The sequence below is a fragment of the Agrobacterium sp. fls2-241-TYG-188a genome (assembly GCF_030209845.1).
In genome coordinates, this window is record NZ_JARVRD010000001.1 from 1,435,027 (window position 1) to 1,448,203 (window position 13,177).

Annotated in this window: 12 protein-coding genes; 10 read left to right on the top strand and 2 right to left on the bottom strand. The window is 55.1% G+C overall.

Annotation, left to right across the window (positions count from 1 at the left end; all coding sequences use genetic code 11):
- Both QRN85_RS06135 and QRN85_RS06140 read right to left on the bottom strand, forming a co-directional pair.
- Positions 1-1,029 (bottom strand): four-carbon acid sugar kinase family protein, encoded by a 1,029-nt coding sequence (locus QRN85_RS06135; RefSeq protein ID WP_284756825.1) that lies wholly within the window; start codon positions 1,027-1,029, stop codon positions 1-3.
- A 141-nt stretch (positions 1,030-1,170) separates the two neighbouring features.
- Positions 1,171-1,407 carry a hypothetical protein gene (locus QRN85_RS06140; RefSeq protein ID WP_284756824.1) on the bottom strand — a complete coding sequence of 79 codons (237 nt, stop codon included), beginning with the start codon at positions 1,405-1,407 and terminating at the stop codon, positions 1,171-1,173.
- Between the two features lie 140 nt (positions 1,408-1,547).
- Here QRN85_RS06140 and aptA point away from each other — a divergent pair, with 140 nt between their 5' ends.
- The 10 genes from aptA (at position 1,548) to rutD (ending at position 13,169) form a co-directional block, all read left to right on the top strand.
- Entirely contained in the window at positions 1,548-2,882 is a 1,335-nt protein-coding gene (gene aptA / locus QRN85_RS06145; protein WP_284756823.1) for an omega-aminotransferase AptA, read from the top strand.
- A 1,396-nt stretch (positions 2,883-4,278) separates the two neighbouring features.
- Positions 4,279-5,493 carry a plasmid partitioning protein RepA gene (gene repA, locus QRN85_RS06150; protein ID WP_082469796.1) on the top strand — a complete coding sequence of 405 codons (1,215 nt, stop codon included), beginning with the start codon at positions 4,279-4,281 and terminating at the stop codon, positions 5,491-5,493.
- Positions 5,490-6,503, top strand: a complete 1,014-nt coding sequence (repB, locus tag QRN85_RS06155; protein ID WP_284756822.1) for a plasmid partitioning protein RepB — start codon at positions 5,490-5,492, stop codon at positions 6,501-6,503. The genes repA and repB overlap by 4 nt, the downstream gene beginning before the upstream one ends.
- Positions 6,504-6,697: 194 nt before the next feature.
- Complete coding sequence (gene repC, locus QRN85_RS06160) at positions 6,698-7,972, top strand: plasmid replication protein RepC (protein ID WP_284756821.1); 1,275 nt, start codon at positions 6,698-6,700, stop codon at positions 7,970-7,972.
- A gap of 99 nt (positions 7,973-8,071) precedes the next feature.
- Positions 8,072-8,686, top strand: a complete 615-nt coding sequence (locus QRN85_RS06165) for a biliverdin-producing heme oxygenase (RefSeq protein ID WP_113092239.1) — start codon at positions 8,072-8,074, stop codon at positions 8,684-8,686.
- 93 nt (positions 8,687-8,779) lie between these two features.
- Positions 8,780-9,769, top strand: coding sequence for a Bug family tripartite tricarboxylate transporter substrate binding protein (locus QRN85_RS06170; protein ID WP_284756820.1), 990 nt, complete (start codon positions 8,780-8,782; stop codon positions 9,767-9,769).
- Between the two features lie 360 nt (positions 9,770-10,129).
- Positions 10,130-11,221, top strand: a complete 1,092-nt coding sequence (gene rutA / locus QRN85_RS06175) for a pyrimidine utilization protein A (protein WP_113218412.1) — start codon at positions 10,130-10,132, stop codon at positions 11,219-11,221.
- Entirely contained in the window at positions 11,218-11,958 is a 741-nt protein-coding gene (gene rutB, locus QRN85_RS06180; RefSeq protein WP_284756819.1) for a pyrimidine utilization protein B, read from the top strand. The genes rutA and rutB overlap by 4 nt, the downstream gene beginning before the upstream one ends.
- 24 nt (positions 11,959-11,982) lie before the next feature.
- A complete protein-coding gene (gene rutC, locus QRN85_RS06185; RefSeq protein ID WP_062589992.1) occupies positions 11,983-12,372 on the top strand; it encodes a pyrimidine utilization protein C in 390 nt (129 codons plus the stop codon).
- Positions 12,373-12,386: 14 nt separating this feature from the next.
- On the top strand, positions 12,387-13,169 hold the full coding sequence (gene rutD / locus QRN85_RS06190) for a pyrimidine utilization protein D (RefSeq protein WP_284756817.1): 783 nt from the start codon (positions 12,387-12,389) through the stop codon (positions 13,167-13,169).
- Positions 13,170-13,177 lie beyond the last annotated feature (8 nt).

The following is a 13,177-nucleotide window of genomic DNA, read 5'->3' on the forward strand; positions in this document are numbered from 1 at the left end:
TCAACTTGCCTTCCGCAGAACCATCTCTGCAATAATCTTAAGGGTATCGGAATGGCCGAACCCGCCTGATTTGGCTATGATATAGCGCCCATTTTCGGAGGCAACACCCAAGCCCGGCAAGCATTCACCATGGAGATGGAGCCGGGATACACCAAGGCTTCGCATCACGGCATCCGCCGTGGCACCGCCAGACAGAAGCAATGTGGCGTCATTCCTGGATAGAATGGCCCCAAGGCCGCCACCTAGAGCGTCAGCAACCGCCTGCGAGGTTGTCTCACTGGGACCCGGCGTTGCCTGTATCAATGTCAGCGCGGCATTGGCTTCAAGGCCACCAGAGATATGACCGTTTGGCGCTGCTACATAACTCACCGCGCCCGTCGCGCGCAGTGCGTCGATTTGGGCGAGTGTAATCGGATCGCGCGAGCCAATAACGAAAATGGCTCGGCCAGGCGGCACGATCGCCACCTGCGGGACTTCCCCTCCCGTCATGCGGCAGGCAAGCGCCTCGGCAAGGCCACGCGCCCCGATCAGAAGGTCAGTACCGTCGTTCTCGGCTGCGGCAAGCACATCTTCCATGTCGTCATGAGACAGCGTATCTGGAGCTTCGACACGGACAAAATGCGACCCGAAACACTCCGCAATTGAGATCGGTGTATCGATACCATGCCCTTTGACATGCGCTGCCTCTACAATGCGGTCAAATGCCGGAATGGCAGGTGCGACAAGTGCGCGGGAATATGGGATGGCCTCGAGCTCGGCGGCAATATTGCCCTTAAGCCTGGAATCGACTTTCTTGAAGAGACGCGTCCTGGCTGGCAAGAAGCCAATCGCTGCAGCCGTGGCAAACCTTGCCTCATCGGCGCTGATCTCGCGGGTGTTCAGGTTGATCGAAATGACATCCGGCTTGTCCGCGATGATTTCGGCCACGGCCGTCAGGTCAAGCGCAACATCCGCGCGAAGCCCGCGTGCGGCAAACGGCGCTGCCGAGTCCAGCGCACCGGTCAAATCGTCCGCGAGAATCGCCAACATGACATTTACCTTATAAAGTTGTCATCTTATAATTCAAAAAAACTCTTTATTGTCAATCTTTGATCGATATTTCCAGACAAATTATAGAGGTCAGTTTCGCCGAGACCTTTCATACCCTCCACCGATGCCTGATCGCCAGGTTCAATTGGTAACAGTCGCCATTTCCACCACGCCAAGGCCTGGTTTTCTCCACTGTGGCAATCCGGGCGTCACAATGTAGTGGCGCGCCTCGATGTCCGGCCGCGGCAGGCAGATCATGACCCATCCAACGAGCCATGCGTCTTCAACGACGCCATTGTCGGCACAGAATTCTATTCCATGGAAACGCAGGAGCTTCTGTCTCGGGCCAATGCGTGAGCGGTGTTTGCCCTGTCTCACCCATCGGCTCCAGCACACGCAGCGACCGAGACATATTTAGATCTCTGCTTCCTCAAACAATTGCCTAGGACAATGCGGAAAAAGACTTGTTCGATAGCGATAAGTGCAGGATTGATAGGCATCTCTAAGAGGGAAACCCAATGGATCACAACAGCAAATCAAACCTGCCCAATCTTTCAAATTTCTGGATGCCCTTTACTGCCAACCGCCAGTTCAAGGAATCCCCTCGCCTTCTGGCGAGTGCCGAAGGCATGTATTACACCGACATTGACGGCAACAGGATTCTGGACGGCACCGCCGGTCTCTGGTGCGTCAATGCCGGCCATGGCCGCAAGAGCATCACCGCCGCTGTAGAGCGGCAGATGTCGACCATGGATTTCGCCCCCACGTTCCAGATGGGCCACCCGATTGCCTTCGAGTTTGCCGAGAAACTCGCGGCGAATGCGCCCGGCGGTCCTGATGCCCAGCTCGATCGTATTTTCTTTACCGGCTCCGGTTCGGAATCTGTCGATACCGCGCTTAAAATTGCGATCGCGTATCAAAGAGCAATCGGCCAAGGCACCCGCACCCGTTTCATCGGTCGTGAAAAGGGATATCATGGCGTCGGCTTCGGCGGAATTTCCGTTGGCGGGCTGGTCAACAACAGACGCGTTTTCCCGCAGATTTCCGCAGACCATATGCGTCACACACTCGATGTCGATCGCAACGCCTATTCAAAGGGAATGCCCGAGCACGGCGTCGAACTGGCGGAAGATCTTGAGCGCCTGGTTGCCCTTCACGGTGCGGAAACGATCGCTGCGGTTATCGTTGAACCCATGTCAGGGTCTGCCGGCGTCATCCTGCCGCCTAAGGGATATCTGGAGCTACTTCGCGCTATTGCAGACAAGCACGGCATCCTGCTGATTTTCGATGAAGTCATCACCGGCTTCGGTCGCCTCGGCAAACCATTCGGGACGGATTATTTCGGCGTGGTGCCGGATCTGGTGACCACCGCGAAGGGCATCACCAACGGGGCCATTCCCATGGGGGCGGTTTTTGCAAAACGCGGCATCTATGACGCGCTGATGCAGGGACCACAAAACCAGATCGAACTCTTCCACGGCTACACCTATTCCGGACATCCGGTAGCCTGCGCCGCGGGTATCGCGACGCTCGAAATCTACGAGAAGGAAGGCTTGCTGACACGCGCTGCTTCCCTCGCTCAGGCATGGGAAGAAGCCCTCCATTCGCTAAAGGGTGCTCCTCACGTCCACGACATTCGAAACCTCGGTCTCGTCGGTGCTATCGAACTCACGCCCCGGGACGGTGCTCCGGGAACCCGCGCTTACGATGTCTTCGTTGACTGCTTCAAGAAGGGATTGCTGGTTCGCGTCACGGGCGACATCATTGCACTCTCCCCTCCCCTGATCATCGAGGAAAGTCAGATCAGCGACATCGTTTCCATTATCGGAGATGCCTTGCGCCGCGCTGCGTAACGCCAGAACGCAGCCGGGGCGGCCAACGGTCGCCCTGGTTCAAACGCTAAATTTTTCTTAAATTTTACATCACATCATCGAACTGTTTTCATTCAGGAAAAACAGGGAAATGAAAGCGAAAACGGCGTTTCGTTTCATCACTTCGTATAACGCTTTTCAAAGCTTTCTCGATTGTTTGTCCTGAGTTGCTCAGACGCTCCGTTGGCGTCGATGAGTCTGGCCTTCAGCCTAGGACGAGCAAGTAATCCCCCAAGTCCGCGCTCCTGTCAAGGCACCTGAAATGACATTTACGCGTGGCAGTCAGATCATGCGACGACCCCATGGTGCCGTTTTGCTCATCTACAAAAGCTCACCAAAGATCTCGATGGAACGAGCGAAGTGCTCGAAATCTAGCCGCCGATTGAGTGATCACATCGCGCTAGGCGCATCTGTCCCGTCTCTCAGAGAGGCATTTGCTCAACCGATGGATTCGGTTTGGAGACAGGATCATTGGGTACAAAAGAAACACTCGCTATGACCGGCGCAGCTCGATCTCAAGGTCAAGTCCGTCTGCGATCACGGATGCCTACCTCAACCGGCGTGAGGTCGGGAATTCAGCAATCAGAAGGAGGACTGAACAAGGCAGACCTCGCGCTCCGTACAAGCGACCCTCTCACATCAGAGAATGACCTCATGCCTAGTGAAGCAACGTCGGGGCAAAAGCTATCAGCTAACGCGGACCGGCATCGATGCTCTCGTCATTGCGCGGGGCAATCTAACGATGCGATCTCAAACGGGTGGCGCGCGCCTCGATCGAGTTAGCCGCGGCAAACTTTAGGCACCAACACTGATGGGTGAAATTCAAGCTCACACCCACCCCCACCTTCAACCAAATTTGGCAGTCAACGGAGGGAAAAGAACGAGAGCAAATAACTATAGCTCAAAAATCGATACGACATTCTTGCATCTAGCACAGTTCGCTGCCCAGCACCGTTAAAGCTTCACCCGCATCCGAGAGCGAATGCGGCAGCCATCCCGGAATATATCATGAGAGATATCTGCGCATGTTAGAGCAGCCGAGCGCGACGAAATTTATGCGGTGACTAACGCAGTCCCGACATCGCCCTCCGCAATTGGGAGGTGCCATTCAGCGCCAGCGACGGATCAATCCACAGACGCTCGCCTCAAGATCCTGAAGTTAGCCGCGGCAAACTTTCTGAGAAGAGTCGCCGCAGACGGGAAAATCTTTCACGTCCACTGCAAAAAAACGCCCTTACCAGCCTGAAAAGATTCATGTCTTGGTAACACAAATGCCTATTGCACCGGAAAGAGAATCGGCGCTTATATCCCAGTTGCGGTAAAAACCGATTTCAGCGGAAAAAACCGCAACTGATCCAACAAGCGGAAAAGATGAGATATGACACAAAGCGCCGATCTGAAATCTGCTGGCAAGGCACCCGATCTCACGGGGCTCATATTACAGCATTCGGCCGCGTTGTCTGCGCAGCTGCAAGCACACAATGCAAATACCTTCGCACCGCTTGCCGAAAAAAGCATGCGAAACTTTTCTCCATCGGAAACAGCGAAGCTTATCGGTATTGGTGAGGCCTACCTGCGCCAGATCGCTTCCGAGCAGCCGGAGCTTGCCGTGGCAAACAGTGGCGGGCGGCGCAGCTATTCCGTCGAAGACATTCACGAGATCAGGAAGTTTCTGGATCAGGGAGCCCGCGGCACACGTCGTTATCTTCCGCACCGCCGTGAAGGTGAAGACCTTCAGGTGATCGCGGTCATGAATTTCAAGGGCGGCTCTGGAAAAACGACAACGTCTGCGCATCTCGCACAATATCTTGCCCTGCGCGGTTATCGGGTTCTGGCGATCGATCTCGACCCACAGGCCAGTCTCTCGGCGCTGTTCGGCCACCAGCCTGAACTGGACGTCGGACCAAACGAGACGCTCTACGGCGCAATTCGCTACGACAAGGAACAGCGGCCGATCGCCGAGATTGTCCGTGGGACCTATATTCCGGATCTCCATATCATCCCGGGTAATCTGGAGCTCATGGAATTCGAGCATGATACGCCACGTGCCCTCATGCGCCGCGCTCCTGGCGATACGCTCTTCTTCGCCCGTATCGGTCAGGCGATTGCTCAGGCTCAAAATTTCTACGACATCGTCGTCATCGATTGCCCACCGCAATTGGGCTACCTCACTCTGTCGGCACTGACCGCGGCAACGTCCGTTCTTGTCACCGTACACCCGCAGATGCTCGACGTGATGTCCATGAACCAGTTTCTCGCGATGACAGGCGACCTGCTCGCCGAAATCGGCAGAGCTGGCGCAACATCGGACTATCACTGGATGCGCTATCTTGTGACCCGATTTGAGCCGAGCGACGGACCTCAAAATCAGATGGTCGCTTTCTTGCGCTCGATTTTCGGCGAGCATGTTCTCAATCATCCCATGCTCAAGACGACGGCCGTTTCAGACGCCGGTTTGACCAACCAGACCCTGTTTGAGGTGGAGCGTACCCAGTTCACCAGATCGACTTACGATCGCGCACTGGAATCCATGACAAATGTAAATGCTGAAATTGAAGGCCTGATCAAGAAGGCCTGGGGTAGGACTGCATGAGCAGAAAAGAAATCTTCGCCAACCTCGGCGGTAAGTCCAGTGAGAACAATGATGCGCCTGTAGAGCGCGCACGTCCTCGTATTCGTCCCATTCTTGGTTCGCCAGAACTGGTGACTGATGTCGTTCACTCGCCCGTCGGCATGATCGGGCAGTCGCTCAACGAGGTGTCTGAACGGTCAAGGCGCGCAGAAGAAATCGAAAAGAAGCTCGCTGAAGGCCTGACGATCGTCGCACTCGATCCTGCAGATGTCGATCCATCCTTCATTCCCGACCGTATGCCGTCGTCAATAGAGGCCGATGTTGGCTTGGTCGAGGCTATTCGTGAACAGGGGCAGCAGGTTCCAATTCTGGTCCGCCCTCACCCTGACCATCCCGGTCGCTATCAGGTGGCATTCGGTCACCGCCGCTTGCGTGCCGTTGCCGAAATTGGCATTCCTGTCCGCGCCGTCGTCAGAAATCTAACCGATGAGCAGCTTGTTGTTGCCCAGGGCCAGGAAAACAACGAACGCCGGGACCTCAGCTATATCGAAAAGGCCCGCTTTGCCCAGAAGCTGCAGATGCGGTTCACGCGTGAGACAATCATGGCCGCCATGTCTCTCTACAAGGGCGATCTGTCAAACATGCTGTCTGTCGTTGGGCGTATTCCGGACGATATCGTTGATAGCATCGGGCCTGCGCCTGGCGTCGGTCGTCGTAACTGGATGGACCTCGCCGAACAACTTTCTTCGTCCAAGGTCAATGAGGCTGCCCGCGCCTATCTTCGTGACGATAGCGTAGCGCGTCTTCCATCCGAAGAGCGGTTCAAATCACTGCTGGAGTTTCTGAAGCCGAAGCCCGAGCCAAAGAAGACTGGTGTTCTCTCCACCGAGAGCGGCCAGAAGCTGGCGAAGATTGTCGAGACGGACAACAGGCTCGATATTTCGATCGATCGTCGGCAGGCACCAGAGTTCGCCGCCTTCGTTCTCGAACACCTACAAACGCTGTTTGAAGAGCATCGCTCCAAGCAGTGAGACCGTCATAACCGATTAACGACTAACAGGAGCAGTAAGCACAAAAGAAAAAAGCCCCCGAACGTTGCCGCACGGAAGCCTTTCTTTGATCTAAGCACCCAAAGAATCTCATTTCCGCGAATCATAGTCAAGAGTCTTGGCATCGATATTTTTTCGGTGAGCGATTTTCTTTTGCCTTTTTGAAGGTGAAAGACATGAACAGTGATAATCTAACGACGCCTTTCGGGCGGCGAGGGGTTTCTATTGGCCTGCTCGCAACCCAGTTTGCGTCGAGAAACATCGATCCTGCGCGTTCGATAGATAAATGGAAGTTGTTTCGAGCAACCTGCGAAGCCCGACCCCATCTCGGTATTTCCGACAGGTCATTGGCTGTGCTCAATGCACTGATCAGCTTTTATCCAAAGGCAGAACTGTCTGAGGAAAACGGTCTTGTGGTTTTCCCGTCGAATCAGCAGCTTTCCCTGCGTGCTCATGGAATGCCGGAGCAGACACTGCGTCGGCATCTGGCAGCATTGGTTCAAGCCGGGCTCATTATTCGCAAGGACAGCCCGAATGGAAAGCGCTATGCCAGGAAGGACCGGAGCGGCGGCATTAGTGATGCCTATGGTTTTTCTCTTGCTCCGCTCATTTCCCGCGCGGACGAGATCCAATCAATCGCCGAAAAGGTCGTCGAGGAACGCCTGCACCTCCAAAGACTGCGGGAGAAAATCACCCTCTGCCGCCGCGACATCGTCAAGTTCGGTGAAATCGCTATTGAGGATCAGATAAAGGGAGACTGGGATCGCATCCGAAATCGTTACGTCACGTTGATTTCTTCCCTCGATCGCAAATCAAAGGCCCCTTTTCTGGAGCTTCTTCTCGCAGATCTTTCAAAACTGCGTGCTGAAATGGCTAACCAACTGGAAAAACACGTAGAAAGCCAAAAAATAAGCGCCAATGCCTATCAAAATGAGCGGCTTATACAGAGTTCAGAATCCGAATCCCTTATTGAAGATGAGCAGCCGGCGGCCAAGAACGAAGTCTCGAATGTTGAGCTTGCTGCAACCAATCAGGCATCGAAGACTGTCAGTGCAGTCAGGAATTCTGAAAAAGACCTGGAAGCCGTCAGCAAAGCAGGTTTTGATCTCGCTACACTCCTCAAGGCGTGTCCGGAAATTACCCTTTACGGTCCAGGCGGTGCGGTCAGAGACTGGAATGATCTGAAACATGCAGGGAATGTCGTTAAATCGATGCTCTCCATCAGCCAATCCGCTTATGATGAAGCCGAGCAGGCTATGGGAACACAGAATACGAACGCAATCATAGCGTGCATTCTTGAGAAGTCCGACGTGATTCAATCAGCCGGAGGCTATCTCAGAACTCTTACGGAGAAATCGAAAACCATGCAGTTCTCCATAAAGCCAATGCTGATGGCTCTGCTTCGGGCACGCATGACATCACATCTTTCACCAGCCCGCTCGCTATGCTGACCAAAAGTCATCTCGACGTTCCAACAAAGGAGCGAGGCATAAATTGACTCCGAAGTGAAAGATTTCTATGTCCGTAATTGAGCTTGAAAGGAAACGAATATGACTGCTGCAGAACTGGCGACGACCACACCCGAGCTTGAGCCCAGCCGGACGAAACGCCTCAAAGCAGCGACGCGCCAGGCGCATGAGGAGCTCGACAGCTTTATCATGTCTGCAAAACCCTTTGAAAACCGTGCCAATTTCGGAAAATTCGTTCAGACACAATATCTCTTTCACAGGGATCTCGATGCACTCTTTGCCAATGAGCGTCTAAGCGAGCTTCTTCCCGATCTAAAGGGCCGTAGACGTCTTGGCTATGTCGATCAGGATCTTGCAGATTTGGACATTGCAGCACCTGCAGGCGGAGAGGTCCGTTTCCGTGCGGAGGATACATCTTTCGATCTCGCAGAAGCCCTTGGCTGGCTTTACGTCGTTGAGGGTTCAAATCTGGGGGCTGCGTTTCTGTTGAAGGACGCCGCGAAACTCGGCCTTGATGACAGCTTCGGTGCGAGACATCTGGCCGGTGCGCCTGAGGGGCGGGGATTGCATTGGCGCACCTTTGTCGCAGCGCTCGACACTATCGATCTGAGTGAAGAGGAAGAAGGCCGGGCGATTGCCGGTGCGCAGGACGCCTTTCGGACGGTCCATGCCTATGCACGGGAAATGATGGTTTAACTCCGGGCGGGCAAGACTTAGGTGTTGCTTGCTCTGGAGAAGGTTTGAGCTAAACTGGCACGGTGGCGGGGAGGCCGCTCCACAGGAGGTTCAATGACTTACAAGCATTTCACCCGGCGCGCTGCGCTGGCGCTTGCTGCATCAGCAGCCGGTTTTCTCTCATTTGCCGGATCAGGCCAGGCGCAAAGTTTCCCTGATCGGACAATTACTCTCGTTGTCCCCTTCGCAGCGGGTGGTTCGACGGACGTTGTTGCCCGCGTTATCGCCCAGAAAATGGGGCAGGAGCTTGGCCAGCAGGTCGTGGTCGAGAATGTTGCCGGCGCTGGCGGCAATCTGGGCGCAGACCGCGTCGCACGGGCGGAACCGGATGGCTACACCATCCTGATGGGCACCGTCGCTACACATGCGCTTAACCCGCTCATTCTCAAGACAAAGCCCTATGATCCGGAAAAGGATTTCGCCCCGATTTCCTTGCTGGTCGTCGTGCCCAATGTTCTCGTGGTCAATCCTCAGCTTCCGGTAAAGACGATTGCCGAGCTGATTGCATTGTTGAAGGCTGAACCCGACAAATACGCCTATGCGTCCTCCGGCAACGGAACGCCGCTTCACCTGTCGGGTGAGCTGTTCAAGGCCATGACGGGCGTATCCATGCAGCACGTGCCCTATAAGGGGTCAGGCCCGGCACTAAACGATCTTCTGGGAAATCAGGTTTCGATCATGTTCGACAACCTGCCATCATCGTCAGGTCATATGAAATCCGGGACGTTGCGCGCGCTGGGTGTCACGACTGCGGAGCGCGCATCCTCTTTCCCTGACGTGCCAACTATTGCCGAAACGGTGCCGGGTTATGAGACCTACACCTGGAATGCGCTTTTTGCACCCGCTGGCACTCCGGCAGCAGCAGTCGATGTCCTCAATGCTGCTGCGAAAAAAGCACTGGCAGACCCTGATGTCGCCGCCCGCATGGCTGATTTCAGCGCGAAGATCGTCGGCTCCACTCCCGATGAACTCAAGGCGCATGTTTCAAAGGAAATCGCCAAGTGGGAGCCTGTGGTCAAGAATGCAAATGTCCAGATGGACTGAGCCAAGACCAGGCGAAATCTGAAGCCTGAGCGTTTTAACTCGCGTGAAGACGACAGCGTGTTTTTCAACAGGTGCCGTTCGAAAGTGCGGCGCCTCTTTTTTGGTCGAGCACGGCCACAGCAATACATCGCAAAGTAAAAAAGAAAGCTGCTGCGATACACGCGGCACCGCCGCGCTTCTCTGAAATCGCTGCTCCAAATTTGAGCACATAAATTTACCGAACGATAAAAAATTTATCATTTGATAAAATTATTGAAGTGTGCGCCTATCAAGTCATTGAAGTCATTTAAAATAAAGAACTGGCACAGAACCTGCATTCCCATGTGAGAACCTGATACGGGCGCTAACTGGAGAATGCACATGGAAATCGGCGTATTCATTCCCATCGGAAACAACGGCTGGCTGATCTCGGAGAACGCTCCGCAATACAAGCCGACGTTCGAGCTCAACAAACAGATAACCCTGGCCGCTGAAAAATACGGCTTCGACTTCGCGCTCTCAATGATCAAGCTGCGGGGCTTTGGTGGCAAGACGGAGTTCTGGGACTACAATCTGGAATCCTTCACGTTGATGGCAGGGCTGGCCGCAGTCACGTCCAAGATCAAGCTGTTCGGGACGACGGCAACATTGGTCATGCCGCCAGCAATTGTGGCACGAATGGCGACAACCATCGATTCCATTTCCGGCGGCCGCTTCGGCATCAACCTCATCACCGGGTGGCAAAGGCCGGAATACAGCCAGATGGGTCTATGGCCGGGCGATGATTATTTTGGCGACCGCTACGCCTATCTCAGCGAATACACCACCGTCCTACAGGAACTGCTGACCAAGGGACAATCGGACCTGAAAGGCCAGTATTTCACGATGGATGATTGCCGGATGAAGCCGGTGCCGCAGGGAGACGTCAAGCTCATCTGTGCCGGCTCTTCCGATAAGGGCATGGAATTTTCCGCAAAGTTCGCGGACTACAGTTTCTGCTTCGGCGTCGGTGTGAACACGCCCACCGCCTTTGCGCCGACCAATACGAGGCTGATGGCGGCGACGGAAAAAACCGGCCGTGATGTCCGCTCCGTGGTGCTAACCATGGTTCTGGCTGAGGAAAAATCCGAGGACGCCTGGGCAAAATGGGAGCATTACAAGGCAGGCGCCGATCAGGAAGCGATCAAATGGCTTGGTTTGCAAAGCTCTGTCGATACGAAGTCCGGTGCCGATACCAATGTCCGTCACATGGCGAACCCTGTCTCAGCCGTCAACATCAACATGGGAACGCTGATTGGCTCCTATGAGGAAGTCGCGGCCATGCTGGACGAGATGAGCGAAGTTCCGGGCACGGGTGGCGTCATGCTGACTTTCGATGACTTTGTGGAGGGTATCGAGAAATTCGGCAAATATGTGCAGCCCCTGATGAAGAGCCGTCAACACATCACCACCGTGCTGGAGGCCGCAGAATGACCGATAGCGGCATTTCCGGTTACCAGCCTCTCAGAAGCAACCTGGACAGCGTAACGCTGCCCGCGCGCCCGGAGCCGCTTTCGTTGAAACCCAGCGAAACCGCAGTCGTGGTAGTGGATATGCAGAACGCCTATTCGACCGAAGGCGGCTATGTCGATCTCGCCGGTTTTGATATTTCCGGCGCGAAATCCACCATCGCCAATATCGGCAAGACGCTTGATGCGGCGCGGGCCGCCGGGGTGCAGGTCATCTATTTCCAGAATGGCTGGGACAGTGACTATGTCGAGGCCGGTGGGCCGGGTTCTCCCAACTGGCACAAGTCCAACGCCCTGAAAACCATGCGGGCGCGGCCGGAATTGCAGGGCAAGCTGCTGGCAAAGGGCACATGGGACTACGCCATTGTGGACGAGCTGCAGCCGCAACCCGGTGATATCCTGGTACCCAAGACGCGATATAGCGGCTTTTTCAACACCAACATGGACAGCGTACTGCGGGCGAGGGGCATCCGCAATCTCGTCTTCGTCGGCATTGCCACCAATGTCTGTGTCGAGAGCTCCCTGCGCGACGCGTTCCATCTCGAATATTTCGGGGTGATGCTGGAGGACGCGACCCACCATCTGGGTCCAGATTTCATCCAGCAGGCGACCGTCTACAATGTCGAGAAATTCTTCGGCTGGGTGGCGACCGTCAATGATTTCTGCGCCGTCATCTCGCAAGCAGCCCCGATGGAAGACTGATCAAACTTCAAGAGGAGAACAGACATGCCAAAGACCATTATCGTTCCTGAAGGCACACAAAAGCCGATAGCGCCCTTTTCTCCCGGCACACTTGCCGATGGCGTCGTCTATGTCTCTGGCACGCTGCCCTTCGACAAGAACAATGATGTGGTGCATGTCGGCGATGCCGCAGCCCAGACACGGCATGTGCTGGAAACCATCAAGACCGTCATCGAAACTGCCGGCGGCACGATGGAGGATGTCACGATGAACCACATCTTCATTACCGACTGGGCGAACTACCAGGCGGTCAATAAGGTCTATGCCGAGTATTTTCCCGGAGACAAGCCCGCGCGCTACTGCATTCAGTGCGGGTTGGTGAAGCCCGATGCCCTCGTGGAAATCGCAACAGTTGCCCATATCGGCAGCCGATGACAGGAAGGCGTGACATGCACTTCGAGGTTTCGGGTCGAACGGAGCCGGATGCGGAAACAATTGTCCTGTCTTCGGGTCTGGGCGGGGCAGGGGCCTATTGGGCGCCGCAGATGGACGTGCTGCAACGGCATTTCCGCGTCGTCATCTATGACCACCGCGGCACCGGCCGAACCGGCGGAGAGGTACCCGTGGACGGTGGCATCGCCGCCATGGCAGATGACGTCATGGAGATCGTAAGCCAACTAAGTATTGCAAGATTTCACTTCATGGGACATGCGCTTGGCGGGCTCATCGGACTTGATATCGCACTGCGCTGGCCGAATTATCTGGACCGTCTCGTCCTCATCAATGCCTGGAGCAAGGTGGACGAGCACTCCCTGCGTTGCTTCGAAGCCAGAATTGCCCTTCTGGAAAACACAGGCGTCGAGGCGTTTGTGCGGGCGCAGCCGCTGTTTCTCTATCCAGCGGTGTGGATGTCCGAAAATGCAGAGCGTCTGGCCCGCGACGATCTCCATGGCGTCGCCCATTTCCAGGGCAGGGACAATGTTCTGCGCCGCATAGACGCGTTGCGCCGTTTCGACATTGATGACCGGCTTGGGGACATAAAGAGCAACACTCTCGTCATCGCTGCCAAGGATGATCTGCTCGTGCCCTATACGCGCTCGTTGCGCCTTGCCGAAGGACTGGAACATGCCGAGCTCATGGTTTTTGACGCGGGGGCACATGCGGTGAACATAACCGAAGCGGATGATTTCAATCGCGAGCTGGAAAGGTTTCTGCTCGCTCGCAAAGCTTGATAAGGTAT